Here is a 22,637-nt window from a genome sequence, read left to right on the forward strand (position 1 = left end):
AGACATTGCCATGAGCCTGCATACCCTGTTCGACCGTTCCGCCGCCATCGCCTATTCGCTCAATCCGCTCGATCGCGCCTCCGGCCAGCGCGAGGACGAAGCTTTCATTGCCGACAAGCTGGCACACTCGTCCTGCCGCTTCTTCGCCTTTTCCGGTGACATCCCGCTCCTGCGCATCCGCGACGGCGCCCACGAGGCCCTGTTCGATCGCGAGGAGATCGAGTCCTTCAAAGATAGTCGGCAAATCATATTCCTGGGTCTGCAGCCGGATGGCAGCGCCGTCTTCGCCCGGGCTTTCGACAAGGGGCTGATCGACGATCTTGCCTGGCGCCCGGACGTGGAGGCGATGGATCTGCGCTCCCTCGCCATGCGCGGGCTGGTGGCGCCCGAGATCCTCGGAGAGCTCTCCACCGCGAAGGAAGTGCTGGACTGGCACCAGCGCCATCGCTTCTGCGCCAATTGCGGCCAGGAGACCCGGATCACCGCCAGCGGCTGGCGGCGCGATTGCGCCAATTGCAACACCCAGCATTTTCCCCGCGTCGACCCGGTGGTGATCATGCTGGCCATCGATGGCGAGCGCTGCCTGATGGGCCGGCAGACCCGCTTTCCCGAGAAGATGTATTCGGCGCTGGCCGGCTTCCTGGAGCCGGGCGAGACCATCGAGGACGCGGTGCGCCGGGAGATCCTGGAGGAATCCGGCATCGCCTGCTCGCATGTGTGTTATTTCGCCTCCCAGCCCTGGCCCTTCCCCTCCTCGCTGATGGTGGGCTGCTTTGCCCGCGCCACCGGCCGCGACATCAATGTCGATATCAAGGAACTGGAGGATGCGCGCTGGTTCACGCGCGAGGAGGTGGTGCAAATGCTGCTCGACGAGCATCCCGCCGGCTTCAACGCCCCCAAGCCGATGGCGATCGCCCATCACCTCCTGAAGGAATTCGCGGAGAAGGGCGGCGCCGTGGTGCCGTAGAAATCCTGGGACCGCCGGCTTCCAGCCGGCTCTTGGAAGCGATGCGCGTTATGAGAAGAGTCGGCTGGAAGCCGGCGGTCCCAGGGATATTACTCTGCCGGCGGGGCGTGGTCGTCGCGGGCCGGATCGGCCGGAAACACACCGAAGATGCGCATCTTGGTCGAGAAGAAGCCGAGTTCCTCCAAGGCGCGCTTGAGGTTCTTCTCCTCGGGATGGCCGTCGACCTCGGCATAGAACTGGGTGGCGGAGAAATGCCCGCCGACCATGTAGCTCTCCAGCTTGGTCATGTTGATGCCGTTGGTGGCGAAGCCGCCCATCGCTTTGTAGAGCGCGGCCGGCAGGTTGCGCACCGTGAAGATCAGCGAGGTCACCGTCGGCCCCTGGCCGACCGGCACCCAGTCGGGCTCGCGCGACAGCACCACGAAGCGGGTGGTGTTGTAGGGCTCGTCCTCGACATCGGGCTTGAGGATATCGAGGCCGTAGATCTCCGCGGCCAAAGTGGAGGCGAGGGCGGCCTTGCCCGGGTCCTGCCAGTCGCGCACCAGCCGGGCGGCGCCGGCGGTGTCGCTTTCGGTCACCGGCGTGAGGCCGAGCCCGCGCATGGTGATGCGGCACTGGCCGAGGGCCTGGGGATGGCTGTGCACCGTGCGGATGGTCTTGAGGCTCGCACCCGGGACGGCCATGAGCTGGTGGTGGATCGGCAGGAAATATTCGCCGATGATATGCAGGTCCGAGGTCGGCAGGAGATGGTGGATGTCGGCGACGCGCCCGGCCACCGAGTTCTCGATCGGGATCATGGCGAGGTCCGCTTCCCCGGAGGATACCGCATTGAAGGCGTCCTCGAAGGTCGGGCAGGGCAACGCCTCCGCATCGGGATAGACATTGTTGCAGGCGATATGGGAATTGGCCCCGGGCTCGCCCTGGAACGAAACTTTCAGCTTGGACTCAGTCATACGCTAGGTTCTTTCGAGAATTTGGCGGGCGCGATCGAGGTCTTCCTGAGTGTCCACACCTAGCGGCACGGCAGGGACGACCGCAACATCGATGCGCATGCCCGCTTCCAAGGCCCGCAGCTGTTCGAGGCGCTCGCGCTGCTCCAGGGAGGCAGGAGGCAGGGTGACGAAACGCTCCAGCGCGGCCCGGCGATAGGCGTAGAGGCCGATGTGGTGAAAGAGCTCGCCCTCGCCCCAGGGCGCGGTGGCACGGGTAAAATACAGCGCCCGTAGCACGCCGGGCTCGATCGGCGTGCCCACCACCTTCACCACGCTGGAATTGGTCTTCTCCTCCTCGCGCGTGATCACCGCGGCGAGGGTGGCGATATCCACAGCCTCGTTGGAGAGCGGGCCGAACACGGCGCGAATGGTCTCCGGCTCGATGGTCGGCAGGTCGCCCTGGACATTGATGATGGTGTCGTGCCGGCCCTCGGGGTCGATGGCGCTCAAAGCCTCGTAAATGCGATCGGAGCCGGTGGGATGGTCGGGCCGCGTCATCACCGCTTCGCCGCCGGCGGCGCGGATCGCCTCGGCCACCTCGGCCGTATCGGTGGCGACCACCGCCCGGCCCAGGCGCGATTCGCAGGCCCGGCGCCAGACATGCACGATCATCGCTTCGCCTGCGATCGGGGCGAGCGGTTTGCCCGGCAGGCGGGTCGAGGCCATGCGAGCGGGGATCAGGATGAGGGGATGGGACAAGGACAACAGCCTCTGAACAGCCGCTTCCGGAGCGGGGCGGCGAAAAGTAGCAAGCGCGCGCGATTTATACGAGTTGCAAACTACCGGTCAAACCGGATAGAGGGTCCCATGCGGTTTGCCGCTTGACAGAGCGGCTACCGGAGTTTGTGTTTGAGGCTATAGGTGCGGGGGCATCTTGTGCCTTTCGTCAGATTGATCTCGAGTCGGAGCCGGGGATGAGTTCGTCGTCATCGTTTGAACTGAACAAGATTGCCGGCGCAGTCCTGGGCACGCTGATGCTGACCTTGGGACTCAGCATCGTCGCCGAGGAGATTTTCAAGCAGGAAAAACCGGAGAAGGCTGGCTACGAACTCGCCGACGCCGCGCCTGCCGCCACGGCCGAGGCGCCTGCCGCCTCCCAGGATCCGCCGCTGGCCGAGCTGGTCGCCAAGGCTTCGGTTGAAAAGGGCGCCGCCATCTTCAAGAAATGCGCTGCTTGCCACACCGACGACCAGAGCGGCAAGAACGGCGTGGGCCCGAACCTGTTCGGCGTGATCGGCGGCCCGAAGGGCCATAAGTCGGACTTCGCCTATTCCGATGCCATTAAGGCGCTGCACGACAAGGGCGAGACCTGGACGCCCGACGATTTCTACCACTTCATCAAGAGCCCGCAGGCCTTCGCCAAGGGCACCAAGATGTCCTTCGCCGGCCTGCCCAAGCCGCAGGATCGCGCCGACATCCTGGCTTATCTCAATTCCAAGAGCGACAAGCCGATCGATCTGCCGAAGTAAGCAGCGGCGCTCCTGCCAGAAATACCGAAGCCGGGCTCTGTGCCCGGCTTTTTGCTGTGATGTGATCTCGATCTCTCCGAATGAGCCGCGATCAGCCTTCTCCCGCAAGGGGAGAAGGCGGGTCGCGTCTTGCTGGGATGGGCGTGCAGCCCCTATTTCCGCCGGATGCCCAGCGGTACGCCCACGGTGGCTTGCACCGGCAGGTCGGCATGGGCCTTGGCGATCGCCTCGATCCGCTCGACGATTTCGGGCGGGAAGGGCGAGGAGCGTCCGGCCTGCATGTCGACATGCACCAGGATCTGCTCGGCAGTGGCGAGCACCTCGCCGCTGGCCTCGTTGGTCATGGCATGAAAGATATGCAGGCGCTTGGCGTCGTGGTCGATGAGCTGCAGCGTCAGCGCCAGGGGATCGCCGATATGGGCCTCGCGCAGGTTCCGGATCCGCGTTTCCATGGTGTAGATCGAGGAGCCTGCGGCACGGTAGGCCTCGTCGACGCCGATCATGCGGAAAAAGGCGTCCGAGGAATCCCCGAACACCAGCAGGAAGGCGCTCTCGGTCATGTGGTCGTTATAGTCGGTCCAGGCCTCGACCACCGGCGTGCGGTGCAAGGCCAGAGGGGCCGGGATCGGCTTGGCCCGATCCCAGCCCTCGAAGGGCCTGCCCTCGTTGGGGGTGGTGACCCGGCTCATTTCTGCTTCTTGAGGCCGAGCTTGTCGCGTGCTTCCGCTGGGGTAAGCGCTCGTCCGCCCAGGCGCTCGATGACTTCCTTGGCCCGGGCCGTGAGCGACTGGTTGGTCGCGTGCACGCCGCGGTCGAGCCAGATATTGTCCTCCAGGCCGACGCGGACATTGCCGCCCAGCAGCATGGACTGGGCCACGAAGGGCATCTGCATGCGGCCGATGGCGAAGGCGGCCCAGTTGGCGCCCGGCGGCAGGTGGTTGCGCATCGCGACCATGGTCTCGGTGGTGGCTTCCGCGCCCCAGGGAATGCCGAGGCAGAGCTGGAACATCGGCGGGGCATCGATCAGGCCGCGCTTGATCAGGTCCTTGGCCTGCCAGATATGGCCGAGTTCGAAGCACTCGATTTCGGGCTTTACGCCGACGGCCTGGATGCGTTCGGCCATTTCGCGCAGCGTCTCGCCGGTGGCCATGAACAGGCCATCGCCGAAATTCACCGAGCCGCAATCCAGCGTGCAGATCTCGGGCCTGAGTTCCTCGACATGGGCGACGCGCTCGGCCGCATTGGCGATGTCGGTGCCGGCGCCGCCGGTGCGCGGATTGGCCGGATCGAAGAAGAAGTCGCCGCCCATGCCGGCGGTGAGGTTGATCACCACGTCAACACCCGAATCGCGGATGCGCTCGACGGCCTCGCGATAATGTTCGAGCTTGCGCCCGGCCTTACCGGTGTCAACATCGCGGACATGCAGATGGGCGATGGCGGCGCCCGCCTTGGCCGCCTCGATGGCGGAATCGGCAATCTGCTTGGGCGTGACCGGGATGGCCGGGTGCTTGCCGACGGTGTCGCCGGCTCCGGTGATCGCGCAGGATATGATGACGTCGGTATTCACGGTGCTTCCTCCCTGGAGAGGCGATGTTAGGCCAGCCCCGTCTACGCACGTGACCTGTCGCGACAGGCATGGTGCAGAATGCGACAGGCAGGGCGCCTCTGGGACCGCCGGCATCCTGCCGGCTCTTGGAAACGCCGCGTGTCCAGAGATGGAGAGCCGGCAGGATACCGGCGGTCCCAGGAAGAGATCACCCCACTGTCCGCAGGCGTTCTACAAAGCCCCTGGCATTGTCGAGCGCCTCGCGCCGGTCCCGCCAGAAACGCTCGTTGAGTTCGTGGATGGCGATGATTTCGGCAGGAAAGGCACAGTGCTCGGCCAGGGCGTCCCAGGGCAGGCTGCCCCAACCCAGCGGCAGATGCAGGTCGCCGAGGCCGAAGGCATTGGCCTCGGCGCTGTCATAGACCCAGGGCAGGTCGGGCTGGCCGAAGGAATCGTGCAGATGCAGGTGCTTGGCGAAGGGCGCCAGCGCCTTGGCTTCCTCCAGGAAGTCATAGCCATACTGGCTGGCATGGATGAGGCCGTGGCTGAAGTCGAACGTGGCCCGGACCTGCGGGTGGTCGATCAGAGCGAGTTCCTCGGCCAGGCGCGCAATGCTCGGCGTCGCTGCATAGGGGCCGAAATCGAACAGGTTCTCGACGCAGAGAACGACATTATGCGCGGCCGCGACATCGCCGGCCCGGCTGAGATAGTCACGCTGGCGGGCGGCCGCATTCTCGGCGTCGTGGCGCTCGTCGGCCTGCATCATGCCGGCATGGATGACGAGGTGAGGCGCCCCGATGCGGGCCGCGATTTCGATGAAGGCCTCGGTGGTTTCCAGGAAGCGCGGCAGCAGCGCCGGCGGGGCCATGAAATTGATCGGCAGCGGGCCATGCACGGTGAAGCCGAAGGGGCGGTCTCGGCATATGGCTTCGAATTCGGCGACGCGCGAGGCCATCGGGCGCCCGGCGAGCACGAGATCGTAGTGGTAAGCGGGTAGTTCGACAAAGGCGAGGCCGAGATCGGCAACCTCATCGAGCCTGGCGGCGAGGTCGGACAGATCCGGCTGGCCCTCGCGCGAGGTCAGGCCGAGGGCGGGTTGGGTGGGCATTTCGAACTCCCTTGGTCGTGTCGGAGCAGCATAGGCTTCCTGCCCGCTGCCGGTATCAGATTGTTGACGATATCGCTTCTACACTCCGGAATATTTGTTGCGTCGCAATAATCCTGCTATGACAAATCCGTGACGAGCATTCAGCGACGGACCTGCAATCTGTAGTTTGGTGGTGCTATGTTTGAAGAACTTAAGGGCATGATGGGGTTGGGCGCGATTTCCGCGCCCGTCTACACCATCTACGAAGCGACTCATGCGGCGCTTGGCCCGACTAGAGCCTTTTCCGATGCGACTCGGGCGTTTTTTGAAAATCCCGGCAATCCTTTTTCTATGACCACCTGGGGCAAGTCGGTTGCGGCGGCCTGCGAGGTCTTCGAGCGCGTTACACGCCGTTACGGCAAGCCTGAATTCGGCATCAAGGACGTGCTGGTCGGCGGCGAGCGTGTCGCCGTGCACGAGGAAGTCGTCTGGCGCCGGCCCTTCTGCAATCTCCTGCGTTTTTCCCGCGCCATTCGCGGCAATCACCGTCCGGACCCCAAGCTTCTGATCGTGGCGCCGATGTCGGGCCATTACGCCACGCTGCTGCGCGGCACGGTCGAGGCCTTCCTGCCCAATCACGAAGTCTACATCACCGACTGGACCGACGCCCGCCTGGTGCCGGTATCGGAAGGACGCTTCGATCTCGACGACTATATCGACTACATCATCTCGATGCTGCATGTGCTCGGCCCCGATACCCATGTGATCGGCGTCTGCCAGCCTTCGGTGCCGGTGATGGCGGCCGTTTCCCGCATGGAAGCGGAAAACGACCCCTATGCACCGCTGACCATGACGCTGATGGGCGGCCCGATCGATACCCGCCTCTCGCCGACCAAGGTCAACGACGTCGCCGTCGAGAAGGGTGTCGACTGGTTCCGGTCGAACGTCATCACCAAGGTGCCGTTCCCCAATCCCGGCTTCATGCGTGACGTCTATCCCGGTTTCCTGCAGTTGACCGGCTTCATGACGATGAATCTGAGCCGCCATTTCGACGCCCATAAGACGCTCTATTTCGATCTGGTGCGCGGCGATGGCGACAGTGCCCAGAAGCATCGCGAATTCTATGACGAATATCTCTCAGTGATGGACCTGACGGCAGAATTCTACCTGCAGACGGTCGACACCGTGTTCGTCAAATACGCCCTCGCCAAGGGCGAGATGACCCATCGCGGCAAGCCTGTCGATCCGGGCGCCATCCGCAACACCGCGCTCTTCACCATCGAGGGCGAGAACGACGATATCACCGGCCACGGCCAGACCCATGCGGCCCATGGCTTGTGCGTGAACCTGCCGGCCGACAAGCGGGCCCATTATACCCAGCTGGGCGTCGGCCATTACGGCGTCTTCAACGGCTCGCGCTTCCGCGCCGAGATCGCGCCGCGCATTTCCGACTTCATTCGCTCCAATCTGGCGCCGACCAAGCCGACGAGCCGCGGCACCAACGATCCGATCCCGCTGGATTCAAAGCGCGGCAAGGGCCCGGTGCGGCCGGTCTCGGTCTGACCGGGCTCGATTGAAGCGCTGCTTTGCCATGCCCGGACTTGTCCCGGGCATGGCCGCAATGGCGAAGCCGACGGCACTTTTGGGGCTTTCATGCCGGCGTACCGGTCCGTTGACGGCTGTCCGCCGAGGCCGCATAGGGGTGGAGACGGTCGAAACGCGAGGCGGTTGATCCCATGCGCAAACTGATGGGCTTTGTCCTGATTGTCCTGCCTTGCCTCGTTGGCGCCATGCCGGGCGCCCTGGCGCAGGACTACATCAAGGGCGGAGGCGACATCACCATTCGCACCGAGCGCTATGCCCGCCCGCCTTATTCCAGCGCCACCTACTACATCTACGAGCAGGGCGGGGCGATCGTCTGCACCAAGCTCGCCGTCTGCAATAAATATGACGAATGCACCACGCGTTATGACAGCGGCTTCTTCAAGGATGCCCTGGATGCCGACGAAGGCGAACCCTCCGGCACCACGCCGGCGGTGGTCATACCCCGGAACAAGATCGCCAAGCATGTCTGCCTGACGAAATATCCGCCTCGCCGGCAGTAGCATCGACGGATCTGTCGCTCCGGGCCGGCGAGTTGCCGCAACCTTGGGGAATGATGCTAAAGCGTTTTGCGATTACGCCAAGAATCGCAAAGACGCGTCGAAACAAGGAGTTAGAGCAAACAAGCGTTTCCGTCCAAACGCGTTTTGCTCTATGGTGCGCGGGCAAAATCTGTTCCTCTCCCATAGAGATCCTGCTTGTCCCATTCCATCTTGCGCCTGCGGCTTGCCCATCGCCTGATCGCGGCGGCCCTGCTTTGCCTGTCCGTCGCTCCTTTTTCCGCCCAAGCTGAAACCGCGACCAAGGTCACCGCCTGGCCGCAGGCCGACAGCGACCTCAAGCCGGAAGCCGGCATCCGCTTCGGCGTGCTCGGCAACGGCATGCGCTTTGCGGTGATGCGCAACACCACGCCGGCGGGGCAGGCCGCCATCCGGCTGCGCATCGGATCCGGCTCGCTGCAGGAGGCCGACGACCAGCAGGGCCTCGCCCATATGCTCGAGCACATGGCCTTCAAGGGTTCGACCCGGGTGCCGGAAGGGGAGATGGTGCGCATCCTGCAGCGCAAGGGGCTGGCCTTCGGGGCCGACACCAACGCCCATACCAGCTATGATGAGACGGTCTATGCGCTCGACCTGCCGGAGGTCGATGCCGATACCGTCTCCACCGGCCTGATGCTGATGCGCGAGACGGCGAGCGAGTTGACGCTCAGTGCCTCCGCCCTCGATCGCGAGCGCGGCGTCGTCCTCTCCGAGGAGCGCCTGCGCGACACGCCCGGCTATCGCAGCGTCATGGGCCTGTTCAACGTCCTGCTCGCCGGACAGCGCGTGCCGGAACGCGCCCCGATCGGCAAGACCGAGATCATCCGCACCGCTCCCATCGAGCGGCTGCGTGCCTATTACCAGGCCAATTACCGCCCGGATCGCGCGACCTTGCTGGTGGTCGGCGACATCGATCCCGCCGCCATGGAGGCGGAGATCCGCCGGCGCTTCGAGGACTGGAAGCCGGTCGGACCTGCCGTGGCCGAGCCGGATCTGGGCCAGCCGCTCAAGCGCGGCGTCGGCGCCGATGTCGTCAAGGTTCCGGGCGCCAACACCAAGATCTATCTCAGCTGGATCCGTCCCTTCGACGCCGCGCCCGACAGCTATGCCAAGCGGCGGCAGACCGCGATCGAATATGTCGGCCTGTCCGTGCTCAAGCGTCGCCTCCAGGCCCTGTCGCGCAAGGCCAGTCCGCCCTTCATCGCCGCCGATGTCGGCTTGCAGGACCTCTATGAATCGGCCCGCGCCAGCCTGCTGTCCGCCGATGTCGAGGCCGGGGCCTGGGACAAGGGCCTGGCCGCGCTCGACCAGGAACAGCGCCGTCTCGTGCAGTTCGGCGCGCAACAGGCCGAGGTTGACCGCGAGGTGGCGGAATATCGTTCCGCCCTGCAATCGCTGGCCGATGGTGCGGCGACCCGCACCAGCCCGGATCTTGCCGCGATGCTCGCCAACAGTGTCGATGAAAGCAAGGTCTTCACCTCGCCGGCCGACGATCTCGCTCTGTTCGAGCGCATGGTGAAGGGATTGACCGCCGCCGAGGTCGACAAGGCTGTCCAGGCCGTGTTCTCCGGCAGCGGTCCGCGCCTGGTGCTGCAGGGCGCCGAACCGCCGGAACCGGCCGCGGTCGAGAAGGCCTATGCGCAGTCGCAGTCCGTTGTCGTGACCGCGCCGGCCGATGCCGCGGCAGTGGCCTGGCCCTACACGAATTTCGGCAACCCGGGCACCATCGTCGAGCGCCGTACCGTCGAGGATATCGGCGCGACCATGGTGCGTTTCGCCAATGGCGCCCGCCTTACCGTCAAGCCCACCAAATTCCGGGCCGACGAGATCCAGGTCCGCCTCGATATCGGCCGCGGCCGGCTCGATCTGCCGCATGACCGGCCGATCCCGACCTGGACCGCCCAGGCGGTCGAACTCTCCGGCCTGAAGGCGATCGACTATGACGACATGCAGAAGGTGCTGGCGCCCAAGATCGCCAGCATCGGCTTCTCGCTGGAGGACAATGCCTTCAAGTTCGAGGGCACGACCCGCCCGGCCGACCTTGCCACCCAGCTGCAGATCTTCGCCGCCTATGCCTCCGATCCTGCCTGGCGGCCGGAGGTCTTCGAGCGGATCCGCCAGCTCTATCTCGCCAATCTGCCGCAATATGAGGCGACGGCCGGCGTGGTGGTCAGCCGGGATTTCCAGGGGCTGATCCATTCCGGCGATCCGCGCTGGATCTTCCCCGACCGTCCGCAATTGCTGGCGGCCAAACCTGAGGATTTCCAGAACCTGTTCGCACCGGTCTTTGCCGGGGGCGCCCTCGACATCACCATTGTCGGCGATGTCGGCGTGGATGATGCCATCCGTGAAGTCGCGGCGACCTTCGGTGCCCTGCCGTCCCGTCCGGCGCCGCAGGCACCGGTCGCCGACAAGGCCGGAGCCTTTCCCGCCGTCACGGCCGAACCGGTCGTTCATACCCATTCCGGGCGTCCGGACAATGCCGCCGTGCTGGTGGCCATACCGGTCGGCGACATGCTGTCGGACATCCCGCGCAGCTTCACGGCCGACCTCGCCAGCTCGATCCTGGTCAATCGCCTGATCGACGAGTTCCGCATTGCCGAGGGAGCGACCTACTCTCCCCAGGGCTCGGTCGACCTGTCTTCTTCCCTGCCGGGCTTCGGCTATGTCTATGCCATGGTCGAGACCACGCCGGCCAAGGTCGCTTCCTTCTATGCGCTGGTGGACAAGATCGCCGCGGATCTGGCGGACAAGCCCGTCTCCGCCGACGAACTTGCCCGCGCCCGGGCCCCGAAGATCGAGACGATCCGACGCCGGCGACAGGAAAACGACTATTGGCTCGGCAAGTTGAGCGGCAGCCAGACCGATCCGCGGCGCCTGGATCTGATCCGCGCCGGCCAGGACGGCTACGACAAGGTCGGCCCCGAGGATATCCGCGCCTTTGCCCAGACCTATTTCAAGCCCGGCAGCGTCTGGAAGCTGACGGTACTGCCGGCCGGGGTTGCCGCAGCGCGCTGAGGCTCGCGGCAAGACACGTCGATCAGGCGCGGGCCTGTTCCTTCCTGGCTGGCACCAGGTCGGCAAAGGCCCGTTCGGCCAGCCTGGCGGTCTCGGCCTCCACCGAGCGATAGGCGGCCAGCAGGTCTTCGCCGAAGGCGGTGAGGCGCGCGCCGCCGCCATGGCTGCCGCCGGCCGAGGTCTCGATGGCGGGCTGGCCGAACATGGTGTTGACCGCGTCGAGCAACAGCCAGGCCCGACGATAGGACATGCCGAGTTCGCGGCCCGCCGCCGAGATCGAGCCGGCCCGTTTCACCGCCTCCAGCAGGTCCATCTTGCCCGGGCCGAGCCGGGCGTTCTCGTCGAAGGCGATCTTGAGGCGGATGACGGGCGGGCCGGACATGATCGGTCTCCTGAGAGCGTTTTTCGATTTGGCGGAGTGTAATTGCTCCCCCTTGCCTTTGAGGTCACGTAGCCCCTCACCCTTACCCTCGCCCCGCAAGAGGCGGGGCGAGGGGGCGCAGTCGTCGCGAATGCTCCTCCAGCCTTTCATCTCGCCCCACGGTCGGGCGAGATGGCGCGTTTCCAGCATGAGACGGCCGGTCGAAGTCACCCTCTCCCCGCCTCTTGCGGGGAGAGGGTAAGGGTGAGGGGTGGCTCATCCCTGCGTAATTACGACGGAGTCACGGAATCGCAAAGGCGCGTCGAAACAAAGAATTGGAGCAATTCAGCCTTCACACCTCAACGCGTTTTGCTCCAAGGGCAGAGGGTGTGATTGCGATTGCAGGCGAAGCGCCCTATTCAGGAGAATATAGCGTAGTCGGGCATAGGTGAAGGAGCGGGGCGTGCTTTCGCCTGAAGAATGGACGGCCCTGTGGCTCAGCCTCGAGATTGCCGGTCTTGCCACCGTGATTTCGCTGCCCTTCGCGGTCGCCGCCGCCTGGATTCTCGCCCGCCGGCGTTTTCCTGGCAAGGCGCTGTTCGACGCCCTCGTCCATCTGCCGCTGGTGCTGCCGCCGGTGGTCACCGGCTATGTCCTGCTGGTGATGCTGGGACGCAACGGCCTGATCGGTTCCTTCCTCGCTTCGCATCTCGGCATCGTCTTCGCCTTCCGCTGGACCGGGGCTGCCATTGCCTGCGCCGTAATGGGCTTTCCCTTGATGGTGCGCGCCATCCGCCTCGCCATCGAGGCGGTGGATCCCCGGCTCGAATCGGCGGCCGGCACGCTTGGGGCCAATCCCTTCTTTTCCTTCCTCACCGTGACGCTGCCCCTCGCCATTCCCGGCATCATCGCCGGCATGGTGCTGGCCTTCGCCAAGGCGCTGGGTGAGTTCGGCGCCACCATCACCTTCGTCTCCAACATTCCCGGCGAGACGCAGACCCTGTCGGCCGCGATCTATACGGCGCTGCAGGATCCCTATGGCGAGGGCACCGTGATTCGCCTGACCCTGGTCTCGGTGATCATGGCCTTCGGTGCGCTGATCGTCTCCGAGGCGATGGCCCGGCGCGCCCGCTCGCGGCTCGGACAGGCGGCGCAGGGCTGAGGACGAGCCCGCCTCTCGGTCTTGCAATGGACAGCGGGAAGCGACACCAGTAGGGGCCAGGACGATTCTTCGGAGACGCAAAGTGAGCCTCGAAACGCCCGACAAGCAGCCGGTCAAAGGCCCCGCTTCCTATTTTCCCTCCATCGAGAAGACATACGGCCAGCCGATCGCGCATTGGCTGGCGTTGATCGAGGGCAAGCGCGGCACCAAGCATATGGAAATCGTCAACTGGCTGAAGGGTGAGTTCAAGCTCGGCCATGGCCACGCCAATGCCCTGGTGGCCTACGCCCTCGCCAAGGATGGCAAGGCGGACTGACGAGCTGTCTTCATGCGATAAGCGGCATGATTGAAGCGCGAATAGGGGCACCGCATGACGATCCTGCGTAGGGCCAATCCGCAGGATGCTGCCAAGCTCGGCGCCTTGCATGTCGCTTCGTGGCGGGAGACCTATGCCGGTCTGATGCCCGATGCCATGCTTGCGAAGCTGTCGGTGAGGGCGCGTTCGACGATGTGGACCAGGATCCTCGCTGATCCGCCTGCCGTCGGCAATGTCGCCGTCTATGTGGCTGAGGACGGTGGCGATGTCGTCGGCCTGGGCTCATGTGGCTGGCAGCGTGACCAGGACCTCGGGCATCAGGGTTTCGACGCGGAAATCGGCGCCATCTACATCCTGCGGTCGCATCAGCGCGGCGGTATCGGCCGCGCCTTGATGCGTGAAATGGCGCGGGCGCTGCACGCCCATGGCCTCCGGGCCGTCTCGTTGTGGGTTCTGCGCGGGAATATCACGGCCCGCTCGTTCTATGAGCGCCAAGGGGGCGAATGGGTCGCCGAGAAAGAAGATAGGCGGGGGCGCTTCGTTCTCGTCGAGGATGCCTATGGATGGCGCGATCTCGCGCATCTCGCCGACCCCTGATCGGGATTGCCGGTGCAGCCGCAATGCCGGCGCAGGAAGGCGCCAGCACAAAATCCGATTCAATCCGCCCCGATTCTGCGCTAGGCCTTGGCGATGGCTTCTTCGGCACCGCTTCTTCAGGTTCGCGACCTTTCCGTGGCTTTCCGGACGGAGGGACAGCCGGAACTGGCGGTCGACAAGGTCTCCTTCAGCCTCGACAAGGGCGAGACCCTGGCGCTGGTGGGCGAATCGGGCTCGGGCAAGTCGGTCACGGCCCTGTCGATCGTGCAGCTGCTCAACTATCCTGCAGCCTCCCACCCCTCGGGCGAAGTGCTGTTTCGCGGTGAAAACCTAGTTGGTGCCCCGGAAAGGACGCTGCAGCGCGTGCGAGGCGCCGACATCACCATGGTGTTCCAGGAGCCGATGACCTCGCTCAACCCGCTCCACACCATCGAGCGGCAGGTCGGCGAGATTCTCAGCGTGCATCGCGGCCTGTCGAAGAAGGAGGCGCGCGCGCGGTCGCTGGAACTCCTGACCCAGGTCGGCATCCGCGAACCGGAAAAGCGCCTCGATGCCTATCCTCACCAGCTCTCCGGCGGCCAACGCCAGCGTGTGATGATCGCCATGGCGCTCGCCAACGATCCCGACCTGCTGATCGCGGACGAGCCCACCACGGCGCTCGATGTCACCGTCCAGGCCCAGATCCTCGCGCTTCTGAAGGAGATGCAGGCCAGGACCGGCATGGCCATGCTGTTCATCACCCATGACCTGTCGATCGTGCGCAAGCTCGCCGACCGGGTCTGCGTGATGCTGAAGGGACGCATCGTCGATGCCGGCCCGACGGGGCAGGTCTTCGCCAATCCGACCAGCGACTATACCAGGCGGCTGCTGGCGGCCGAGCCCAAGGGCAAGGCCACGCCCTTCGATCCCGAGGCCCGCACCATCGTCTCTGCCGACGATCTCAAGGTCTGGTTCCCGATCAGGGCCGGGCTGATGCGCAGCACGGTCGGTCACGTCAAGGCGGTGGATGGCGTCAGCCTCGCGGTGAAGGAAGGCCAGACCCTCGGCGTCGTCGGTGAATCCGGCTCGGGCAAGACCACGCTTGGCCTCGCCCTGTTACGGCTGATCTCCTCGACCGGGCCGATCGCCTATCTCGGCAAGCCGATCCAGGGCCTCGACCGGCGGGCGATGATCCCGCTGCGCAAGGAGATGCAGATCGTCTTCCAGGATCCCTATGGCTCGCTGTCGCCGCGCCTGTCGGTGGCCGAGATCGTCGAGGAGGGGCTGCTGGTCCTGGGGCGGCGGCTCGGTCCCGCCGAGCAGCGCGCCGCCATCGAGCGGCTGCTGGCCGCGCTGGGGCTCGACCCTGCCCTGGCCGATCGGATCGAGACGATGCTGACCAGGCTCGGCCGGCGCGCCAGCCTGGACGAGGCATTGCGCCAGCTCGGCCTGGGCGAAACGGCCATCGAATTGGTCGAGGAGGGGCTGCGCCGGCTCGGCTGGGGCATGGACCCGGCCAAGAGGCGGCAAGCGGTCGCCCGGGCGCTTGCCGATGTCGGCCTTGATGCCAAGGCGATGGACCGCTATCCGCATGAATTCTCCGGCGGGCAGCGCCAGCGCATCGCCATTGCGCGCGCCATGGTGCTGCAGCCGAAATTCCTGGTGCTGGACGAGCCGACCTCGGCGCTCGACATGTCGGTGCAGGCCCAGATCGTCGACCTGCTGCGCGAGCTGCAGCAGCGTCACAGACTGGCCTATCTCTTCATCAGCCACGATCTGAAGGTGGTGCGGGCGCTCGCCAACGAGGTGATGGTGATGCAGGCCGGCAAGATCGTCGAGCACGGCCCGGCCAGCGAGATCTTCGAGCGCCCGCGCGAGGACTATACCAAGGCGCTGTTCGCTGCCGCCTTCGCCATGGCGGCCGCGCCGGAGGGCGTGGTCGGGCAGTAGGGGGCGCTATTCTCCCCTCATCCCCCTGCCGGGACCTCTAGCCAACTCAAGAGAGTTGGCGACACCCCCGCAAGGGGAGAAGGGAAAAGTTTTGCGAGTTCTGCGCACTTTGAACGGTGGTCGGCACACGCGACCTAATATCGGTTAAACCCCTTCTCCCCTTGCGGGAGAAGGTCCCGGCAGGGGGATGAGGGGTGCCCTTACCCCTTCAATTTCTCCTGCAACGCCTTCCAGCCGGCAGCAAACACATGGGTCGAGACGATCTCGACATATTTGCCGGCGTCGGCGGGTGCCTCGTCGAAGGTCGCGCTCCATTCGGCGAAGGTGCGGTTGCCGTCGGTGATGGGGATCAGGCGGATGACGGCCACGTAGTTCTCGACCGGGAAGGCCGGCTTGACGAAATTATAGCTGAGGGTGTGCCCGGCATCGTCGAGCGCCAGCAGGCGCTCGCGCACATGGGCGCCATCGGTGAGATGGAAGGAGCGGATGGAACCGACGGCATCGGCGCTGCGGCCATCCTCGATCTCGCTCGAGGCGATGGCGGGATGCCAGTCCGGCAGGGCGTTGAAGTCGCGCACGGTCTTCCACACGGTTTCGATCGGCGCGTCGATCACCGCGCTCGCATAGGCCTTGGCCATGGTCTCCCCCTATTTGCTGATGTTGAGGTTCTTGAACGCCTGGGTCTGGGCGACCAGGGCTTTTTCCACCGGCAGGCGCTCCATGCTGGAGGCACCGTAGAAGCCGTGGCAGCCCGGGCAGTTCGCCAGGATGAAGCGGGCATCCTCCGGTTCGGCGATCGGCCCGCCATGGCAGAGCACGATGATCCCGGGCGAGACCTCGCGCGCGGCGGCGGCGATGGCGTTGATCTCGGCCACGCAGCCTTCCAGGGTGAGCGCGGTGTCCGCGCCGATCGAGCCGCCCGTGGTCAGGCCCATATGGGCGACGATGATGTCGGCCCCGGCCCGGGCCATGGCACGCGCATCGTCCGGATTGAAGACATAGGGCGTGGTGAGCAGGTCCTTCTCGCGCGCCAGGCGGATGAGATCGACCTCCAGGCCATAGCCCATGCCGGTCTCCTCCAGATTGGCCCGGAACTTGCCGTCGATCAGCCCCACGGTCGGGAAATTCTGGATGCCGGCAAAGCCCATCGCCTTGAGCTGGTCGAGAAAGGGGCCGAACTGGCAGAAGGGGTCGGTGCCGTTGACGCCGGCGAGCACCGGCGTGTGCCTGACCACCGGCAGCACCTCGCGGGCCATGTCGACCACGATCTCGTTGGCATTGCCATAGGCGAGCAGGCCGGCAAGCGAGCCGCGGCCGGCCATGCGGTAGCGGCCGGAATTGTAGATCACGATGAGGTCGATGCCGCCCGCTTCCTCGCATTTGGCCGAGAGGCCGGTGCCGGCGCCGCCGCCGATGATCGGTCGTCCCTCGGCGACCATGCCGCGAAACCGGGCTAAAATCCTCTCGCGCTCGCTTCCAGCCATATCAATGCTCTCCAACAATGCTTTTGAAATTCGCCAGCAGCGCCTGCACGAAGGCTGGGTCGTTCACGCCGGCCGGCACGCGAATGAGCTGGCGTTGCGGCGTCTGCTGGATCGTCGCCTCCAGCGCCGCGAACAGGGCTGCGTCGGCCTGCGGGTCATGGAAGGGCATGTCGGGCGCGTCGAGGAGCGAAACACCGCCCTCGGGGATGAGGAAGCGCACCTCGCCCTCGCACTGGTTGAGCTTGTTGCCGATCCAGCGGCCCATTTCGGCATTCTCCGCCGCCGTGGTGCGCATCAGCGTGACCTGCGGGTTGTGGACATAGAGGTTGCGGCCGCGATAGCGCTCCGGCACGCTGTCGAGCGATCCGAAATTGACCATGTCGAGCGCGCCGCAGGAGCCGACATAGGGCACCTTGGTGCGGGCGATGGCGCCGAAGCGGTGCTCGGTCGCCGCCAGCACGCCGCCGAACAGCAGGTCGCAGACCTCGGTGGTGGTGACGTCGAGCACGCCGGCGATCAGGCCGGAATCGACCAGCTTCTCCATCGACTGGCCGCCGATGCCGGTGGCGTGGAAGACGAGGCAGTCATAGTCGGCGGAAAGGTCGGCCACCAGCTGGTTCACGCAGGGCGTCGTCACCCCGAACATGGTAAGGCCGACGGCCGGCTTGTCGTCGACCTCGGCGGCCGCCTCGGCCCGCCCCCGTGCCATGCCGGCCATGGCATTGGCGGCATTGGTCATCACCACGCGGGAGATGCGGTTGAGCCCGGCCACGTCCGTGACCGAATGCATCATGGTGATGTCGGTCGGGCCGACATAGGCGGCGACATTGCCCGAAGCGACGGTGGACACCATCAGCTTGGGCGTGCCGACCGGCAATTCGCGCATGGCGGGGGCAACGAGGGCGGTGCCGCCCGAGCCGCCGAGGCCGATCAGGCCGGCGACATCGTCCCTGGTTGCGATGAAGCGGGCAAAGGCGAGCGCCATGGCGCTGACGGCCGAGCCCCGATCGCCGGTGAACACGGCCTCCGCCCCGCCGGGATGGCTGGCCGCGACGGTTGCGGGCGGGACCTCGACCTCGCTGGCGGTGCCGCCGGTGGAAAGGTCGACCCTGATAACATCGAGGCCGTGGGCTCGGATGACGTCCGCCACGAAATTGAGCTCGGTACCCTTGGTATCGAAGGTTCCCGCCACATAGACGCTCGACCCGGCCATCCCTACGCTCCCAATTGTCTTATCATTGTGGCGGGACGCTAGCACAGTCCTGGCGGCGGCGTTAAGACGGGCCTTGCGGCAAGTTGTCTTGGTAATGCCGCCGAGGAGAGGACGTCATGGCCGTGCTGCGTATCGTCGCCAATCTCGCTGCCGCCGACCCGCAGGCGGCCCGTGCCTTCTACCAGGACCTGCTCGGGCTGGAGGTGGTGATGGACCATGGCTGGATCCTCACTTTTGCCGGCCAGGGTCAGCAGACACCCCAGCTCAGCTTTGCCAGCGAGGGTGGCAACGGCACGCCGGTGCCGGATCTCTCGATCGAGGTCGATGATGTCGACGCGGTCCATGCCCGCGCTCGGGCCGCCGGCCAGGCGATCGTCTATGGCCCGGCCGACGAGCCCTGGGGCGTCCGCCGTTTCTTCCTGCGCGATCCGCTCGGGCGCCTCGTCAACATCCTCGCACATGCCGGGTGAGGCAGAGACGGGATTGCGACGCGAGGGATTGGAGAACGCGACGCCGGCCAACCCTTCTCCCCGTCCTTACGGGGAGAAGGTGAGGATGAGGGGCAGCACATTGTTTGCAGAACAGGGCGTTGCTTAGCCCCTCACCTTTATCCTCTCCCCGTAAGGACGGGGCGAGGAGGCACCTGCGTCGAGCTTGTTCGGCATCGGATCATCTCGCCCAATCTTTCCCAACCTATGAAAAGCCGTCATGGCCTCAATAGACCTCGGCGTAGCGGCGGCAGATTTCGGCATCCGACCAGGCCGACGTCATCTCGATCTCGGCGCGCTTCATGGCCAGGAAGCCCTGGATGATCTCCGGATGGAACCAGTCTTGCACGATTGAGTCGCGCATGAAAGCGTCAAGTGCAGTGGGCAGGGTCTCGGGAAGGCGGCGCAGGCCGAGGCGTTCGCGCTCGGAGGGCGGCAGCGTGTCGGGATCGTTGGCGATCAGCGGCGGCTGTGCCAGCCCTTCGCGGATGCCCGCCAGCCCGGCGCGGATCATCACGCCCAGGGCCCAATAGGGGCTCGCCGTGTTGTCGGCCGCGCGATATTCGAGATTGAAGGCCTTGGCGATGTTGGCGCCGGGGGTTTCCGCTGTCGGGCAGATGCGCACCGAGGCCTCGCGATTGAGGGCGCCGAAAGCCGTGTAGGCGGCGCTCCAGTGATGGGGACGCAGGCGGAAATAGGACACCACGCTCGGGGCGGTCAGCGCCACCAAAGCGGGCATGTGCCGGACCAGTCCCGCCACGAACTGGCCGGTGGCTTCCGAGACGCGTCCCGGCCGCGCCGGATCGAAACTGGCGGGTGCCCCGTCCCTCGTCCGGAACGAGAAATGGATGTGGAGGCCGTTGCCGACTCCGTCCGGCGTGGATTTGGGCACGAAGGTCGAGCGCAGGCCGCAGCAGCGCGCGACCTCGCGCGTCACTTCCCGGATCACCACGGCCCGATCGGCAGCGGCAACGGCGTCGGCCGGGCCGCAGACGATTTCGAACTGGTCCCGGCCGTATTCGGCGAGCACCATTTCGGGCTCCACACCGGCTTCGCGCAGGGCAGCCATCAGCAGGGGGCCGAAGGGATCGGCCCGGCGCATCGAGGCGAGCGAGAAGGAGGGCGCATGCTCCCAGGCCGCCCCCTCGATCTGGAATTCCATTTCAAAGGCGGCCGTGACCTTGAGGCCGGTTTCCGCCTCGAAATCGGCAAGCGCCGCCTTCAGGAACGAGCGCCCGCAGCCATGCCAGGGCGTGCCGTCGAGCGCGGTGATGTCGCACAGGACGCCGTTGAGAGGCGTCTTGCCCGGCAGGCTCGAGACCCGGAAGCGGCTGGCCTCGTCCGGCATCAGGCGCAGATCGCCCGCCGATCCCCAGGGATTGTCCGCCGGGATGCTATCGAACGGCGTCAAAGCGAGGTTTGCCGGCACCCAGCCGCAGCCCTTGCGCAAGGCCGCTTCTCCCGCCCCGGCCGGAATCCAGCGTCCGCGCGTCAGGCCGATCATGTCGGTGGTGAGGAGGGCGACGAGTTCGTCGCCGATCATGCCCAGATCCTGATTCATACCCTGGTCCTGGCTCATGCCGACAATCCGTTCAGGCGCCTGACCACTTCTTCGGTATCGCTGACCCAGCAATAGCCGCCCATGGCCGAGAGGGCAGCCCGGTGCCGCTCCTCCGAATAGGTGCTGCAGGCGTCCTGCACCAGCGTGACGAGGTAGCCCCGGTCTGCGCCATCACGCACGGCCATGTCGACGCACTGGTCGGTGAGCTGGCCGGCGATCACCAGATTGTGGGTGTCGAGGTTCCTCAGCACATAGTCGATATTGGTGGAGTTGAAGACGCCGGAGGAGGATTTGGGCAGCACGATCTCGTTGTCGATCGGCTGCAGTTCGTCGATGACGTCGCCATTGGGATCGTCGACCGCGATGTGGATCGGCGTCAGCTTGTGGTCGAGCGAGCGGTCGCGGCCATCCTTGGTCAGGCTGCGGATGATGGTGTGCAGCACGTTGGCGCCGCCGGCGCGGGCGGCGGCGAGCAGGCGCTGCTGGTTGGGCACGACGAGCTCGCGGTTGCGCTTGTAGAAATAGCTGTCCGGATCGGCGTCGGGATGGGCTGGGTCTCGGCCCGGGATGGTCCAGATCTTCTGCACATCGACGAACAGGATCGAGGTCCTGCCCGGAAGGAAGGCGGAATCCCGGCTGGCGGACGTCGGCATGGGTGGCTCCTCTCAATCGGCCTGTCTTTGTAACGGAAGCCGGAGCGCGCGGATGCGCCCCGGCTGAATTGGCGTCAGCTCTTGCTGGGTGCTCCCAGTTCGCCGGCGAGGCGGTTGCCGATGCTGCGCACCATGCTCGGCGCGCAGAGCGTGACCAGCAATCCCAGGACGCACCAGCCGAGCGCCAGCACCGGCGCCGCGAAGGGATCGAACGGTCCGACGAGGTTGAAATAGAGCGCGGTCACGATCACGGCCATGCCCAGGACGGGAATGACGAGTTCCCATTTGGGAATGGCGACCTGGCCGCTGAGGATCAGCCTGGTAACGCCGACCTCGACCATCAGATAGACCACCATCAGGCAGACCGAGCCGATGATGGCGAAGTGGAAATAGGCGTCGATGGCGAGGTCCCCCGTGCCGATATTCGGGCGGGCGGTGAGATAGGCGATGAGATCGACGATGGCCGTCACCGCCAGCACCACCCATACGGCGTTGCGCGGCTGGCCGTGCCGGCTGTCGAGCGCGCCGAGGATCCGGGGGCCGAAGCCGTCCCGGGACAGAGCGAACAACAGGCGGCTGGCGGTGGCGACGGAGGAAAGATGCGAGCCGAAGGCGGCTAGGACGGCCGAGAAGATCAGGATCAACGCCACCGGCCGGCCGAGATAGGTCTCGGCCAGGGCGCCGAGCGTGTTGCCGGAGCCCTTGAAGGCCGCCAGGCCCGCCGCATCCGTGCCGAAGCCGATGGTCTGGGCGAACATCACGATGACGAACAAGGCACCCGTCAGCACGACCGAGCCGAGCAAGGCGAGGGGGATGTTGCGCTTGGGATCGTCGGTTTCCTCGCCCAGCGTCGCGCAGCCTTCGAAGCCGGCCCAGGACAGGAAGGCAGCCACAACGGCGGCAGCGACAGCCTGGAAGCCGACGCCATCCAGGCTGAAGCTGGAGAAGTCGACATGGGTCGTCGGCGCGCCGCCCTTGGCGAAGATCGTCGCGGTGAGGATGATCATGAAGACGATACCGATGCCCTCGACCAGCAGCAGGACCTTGGAGATGGTGCGGGTGTCGCGCGTGCTGAAATAGACGGAAAGCAGGGCTCCGGCGAGGGCTGGCACGATCCAGGGCAGCTGGTAGGGCTTGTCAGCGCCGTGCTGCAGGGCGGCCAGCAAGGCGTTCGCGAAGGCGCCCAGCGCCGCCAGCGTGCAGATCGAGAAGAAGACATAGGTGCCGAGCAGGGCAAAACCGGAAAAGAAGCCGGCGCGGGGCCCGACGGTCGCGCCGACCAGGGCATAGGCACTGCCGGCATGGTTGTAGTAGCGGGTCAGCCGGATGAAGCCATAGGCGATCAGCGCCACGCCGACCAGGCCGAAGACGAAGACGAGGGGGATGGCCTTGCCGACGGAATCGATCAGCCCCTGGCCGTTGCCGCCCATCGCCAGGGTCGGTCCCATCAATCCCAGGGAGAGCGCCAGGGCCTCCCACAATTTCAGCTTGCGTGATGTCTTCCCGTCATTCCCGCTCATGCTACCCCACAGTTTCAGGACACGCGGCGCGCCGGCATGGCGTGCGACGAGGCCATGATGTTTTCGGATGGACGACAGCCGTCATTGTTTGCGCGCGGCATGACTGCCGAAGCCACGCGCATTGTGCGGACAG

At 65.7% G+C, this 22,637-nt stretch carries 22 protein-coding genes; 10 read left to right on the plus strand and 12 right to left on the minus strand.

Annotated features, from left to right (window positions below; genetic code table 11):
• The first annotated feature begins 10 nt into the window (after positions 1 to 10).
• Positions 11 to 967 carry an NAD(+) diphosphatase gene (nudC, locus tag ACTJKX_RS16105; protein WP_440725865.1) on the plus strand — a complete coding sequence of 319 codons (957 nt, stop codon included), beginning with the start codon at positions 11 to 13 and terminating at the stop codon, positions 965 to 967.
• A gap of 89 nt (positions 968 to 1,056) precedes the next feature.
• On the opposite strand, the gene ACTJKX_RS16110 is transcribed toward nudC, so the two are convergent.
• Together ACTJKX_RS16110 and ACTJKX_RS16115 are read right to left on the minus strand one after the other, a co-directional pair.
• A complete protein-coding gene (locus ACTJKX_RS16110) occupies positions 1,057 to 1,920 on the minus strand; it encodes a prephenate dehydratase (RefSeq protein ID WP_394314132.1) in 864 nt (287 codons plus the stop codon).
• Positions 1,921 to 1,923: 3 nt separating this feature from the next.
• Positions 1,924 to 2,658, minus strand: coding sequence for a 3-deoxy-manno-octulosonate cytidylyltransferase (locus tag ACTJKX_RS16115; protein WP_440725866.1), 735 nt, complete (start codon positions 2,656 to 2,658; stop codon positions 1,924 to 1,926).
• Positions 2,659 to 2,873: 215 nt separating this feature from the next.
• On the opposite strand from ACTJKX_RS16115, the gene ACTJKX_RS16120 reads away from it, so the two are divergent.
• Positions 2,874 to 3,428 (plus strand): c-type cytochrome, encoded by a 555-nt coding sequence (locus tag ACTJKX_RS16120; RefSeq protein WP_311943803.1) that lies wholly within the window; start codon positions 2,874 to 2,876, stop codon positions 3,426 to 3,428.
• A 152-nt stretch (positions 3,429 to 3,580) separates the two neighbouring features.
• Here the strand turns inward: ACTJKX_RS16120 and ACTJKX_RS16125 are convergent, their stop codons facing one another.
• From ACTJKX_RS16125 to ACTJKX_RS16135, 3 genes are all read right to left on the minus strand, one after another.
• The gene (locus tag ACTJKX_RS16125) at positions 3,581 to 4,117 is read right to left on the minus strand and encodes a thioesterase family protein (protein WP_440725867.1); all 537 of its coding nucleotides are present in this window, start codon (positions 4,115 to 4,117) and stop codon (positions 3,581 to 3,583) included.
• Positions 4,114 to 4,995 (minus strand): 3-keto-5-aminohexanoate cleavage protein, encoded by an 882-nt coding sequence (locus ACTJKX_RS16130; RefSeq protein WP_311943808.1) that lies wholly within the window; start codon positions 4,993 to 4,995, stop codon positions 4,114 to 4,116. Before ACTJKX_RS16130 ends, ACTJKX_RS16125 begins: the two co-directional genes overlap by 4 nt.
• A gap of 187 nt (positions 4,996 to 5,182) precedes the next feature.
• Positions 5,183 to 6,082, minus strand: a complete 900-nt coding sequence (locus tag ACTJKX_RS16135; RefSeq protein WP_440725868.1) for a sugar phosphate isomerase/epimerase family protein — start codon at positions 6,080 to 6,082, stop codon at positions 5,183 to 5,185.
• Positions 6,083 to 6,259: 177 nt separating this feature from the next.
• Between ACTJKX_RS16135 and ACTJKX_RS16140 the strand changes: the two genes are divergently transcribed.
• The 3 genes from ACTJKX_RS16140 (at position 6,260) to ACTJKX_RS16150 (ending at position 11,220) form a co-directional block, all read left to right on the plus strand.
• The gene (locus tag ACTJKX_RS16140; protein ID WP_367625574.1) at positions 6,260 to 7,624 is read left to right on the plus strand and encodes a polyhydroxyalkanoate depolymerase; all 1,365 of its coding nucleotides are present in this window, start codon (positions 6,260 to 6,262) and stop codon (positions 7,622 to 7,624) included.
• A 173-nt stretch (positions 7,625 to 7,797) separates the two neighbouring features.
• A complete protein-coding gene (locus ACTJKX_RS16145; protein ID WP_311943813.1) occupies positions 7,798 to 8,166 on the plus strand; it encodes a hypothetical protein in 369 nt (122 codons plus the stop codon).
• A gap of 195 nt (positions 8,167 to 8,361) precedes the next feature.
• A complete protein-coding gene (locus ACTJKX_RS16150) occupies positions 8,362 to 11,220 on the plus strand; it encodes a M16 family metallopeptidase (protein ID WP_394314124.1) in 2,859 nt (952 codons plus the stop codon).
• A gap of 22 nt (positions 11,221 to 11,242) precedes the next feature.
• Here the strand turns inward: ACTJKX_RS16150 and ACTJKX_RS16155 are convergent, their stop codons facing one another.
• Positions 11,243 to 11,602 carry a winged helix-turn-helix domain-containing protein gene (locus tag ACTJKX_RS16155; RefSeq protein WP_311943815.1) on the minus strand — a complete coding sequence of 120 codons (360 nt, stop codon included), beginning with the start codon at positions 11,600 to 11,602 and terminating at the stop codon, positions 11,243 to 11,245.
• Positions 11,603 to 12,044: 442 nt separating this feature from the next.
• Between ACTJKX_RS16155 and modB the strand changes: the two genes are divergently transcribed.
• From modB to ACTJKX_RS16175, 4 genes are all read left to right on the plus strand, one after another.
• Positions 12,045 to 12,743, plus strand: coding sequence for a molybdate ABC transporter permease subunit (modB, locus tag ACTJKX_RS16160; RefSeq protein ID WP_440725869.1), 699 nt, complete (start codon positions 12,045 to 12,047; stop codon positions 12,741 to 12,743).
• Between the two features lie 82 nt (positions 12,744 to 12,825).
• The gene (locus tag ACTJKX_RS16165) at positions 12,826 to 13,059 is read left to right on the plus strand and encodes a DUF4287 domain-containing protein (protein ID WP_440725870.1); all 234 of its coding nucleotides are present in this window, start codon (positions 12,826 to 12,828) and stop codon (positions 13,057 to 13,059) included.
• 54 nt (positions 13,060 to 13,113) lie between these two features.
• Complete coding sequence (locus ACTJKX_RS16170) at positions 13,114 to 13,656, plus strand: N-acetyltransferase family protein (protein WP_440725871.1); 543 nt, start codon at positions 13,114 to 13,116, stop codon at positions 13,654 to 13,656.
• A 93-nt stretch (positions 13,657 to 13,749) separates the two neighbouring features.
• Positions 13,750 to 15,585, plus strand: coding sequence for an ABC transporter ATP-binding protein (locus ACTJKX_RS16175; RefSeq protein WP_415087320.1), 1,836 nt, complete (start codon positions 13,750 to 13,752; stop codon positions 15,583 to 15,585).
• Between the two features lie 200 nt (positions 15,586 to 15,785).
• Here ACTJKX_RS16175 and ACTJKX_RS16180 read toward each other — a convergent pair whose 3' ends face one another.
• The 3 genes from ACTJKX_RS16180 to ACTJKX_RS16190 are packed head-to-tail and all read right to left on the minus strand — an operon-like array spanning position 15,786 to position 18,282.
• A complete protein-coding gene (locus tag ACTJKX_RS16180; protein ID WP_311943822.1) occupies positions 15,786 to 16,223 on the minus strand; it encodes an SRPBCC family protein in 438 nt (145 codons plus the stop codon).
• Positions 16,224 to 16,232: 9 nt separating this feature from the next.
• Positions 16,233 to 17,069: a phosphoenolpyruvate hydrolase family protein gene (locus ACTJKX_RS16185; RefSeq protein ID WP_440725872.1), complete on the minus strand. Its 837-nt coding sequence runs from the start codon at positions 17,067 to 17,069 to the stop codon at positions 16,233 to 16,235.
• A 1-nt stretch (position 17,070) separates the two neighbouring features.
• A complete protein-coding gene (locus ACTJKX_RS16190) occupies positions 17,071 to 18,282 on the minus strand; it encodes a Tm-1-like ATP-binding domain-containing protein (protein WP_440725873.1) in 1,212 nt (403 codons plus the stop codon).
• Positions 18,283 to 18,398: 116 nt separating this feature from the next.
• Here ACTJKX_RS16190 and ACTJKX_RS16195 point away from each other — a divergent pair, with 116 nt between their 5' ends.
• A complete protein-coding gene (locus ACTJKX_RS16195) occupies positions 18,399 to 18,752 on the plus strand; it encodes a VOC family protein (protein WP_440725874.1) in 354 nt (117 codons plus the stop codon).
• A gap of 244 nt (positions 18,753 to 18,996) precedes the next feature.
• On the opposite strand, the gene ACTJKX_RS16200 is transcribed toward ACTJKX_RS16195, so the two are convergent.
• From ACTJKX_RS16200 to ACTJKX_RS16210, 3 genes are all read right to left on the minus strand, one after another.
• Positions 18,997 to 20,331 (minus strand): glutamine synthetase, encoded by a 1,335-nt coding sequence (locus ACTJKX_RS16200; RefSeq protein ID WP_440725875.1) that lies wholly within the window; start codon positions 20,329 to 20,331, stop codon positions 18,997 to 18,999.
• A 14-nt stretch (positions 20,332 to 20,345) separates the two neighbouring features.
• The gene (locus ACTJKX_RS16205) at positions 20,346 to 20,984 is read right to left on the minus strand and encodes a cysteine hydrolase family protein (protein WP_394314107.1); all 639 of its coding nucleotides are present in this window, start codon (positions 20,982 to 20,984) and stop codon (positions 20,346 to 20,348) included.
• 74 nt (positions 20,985 to 21,058) lie between these two features.
• Positions 21,059 to 22,504 carry an APC family permease gene (locus ACTJKX_RS16210; protein ID WP_440725876.1) on the minus strand — a complete coding sequence of 482 codons (1,446 nt, stop codon included), beginning with the start codon at positions 22,502 to 22,504 and terminating at the stop codon, positions 21,059 to 21,061.
• Positions 22,505 to 22,637 lie beyond the last annotated feature (133 nt).

This window comes from Labrys sp. 22185, assembly GCF_052045555.1.
In the GTDB taxonomy this organism is placed as follows: Bacteria; Pseudomonadota; Alphaproteobacteria; order Rhizobiales; family Labraceae; genus Labrys; species Labrys neptuniae.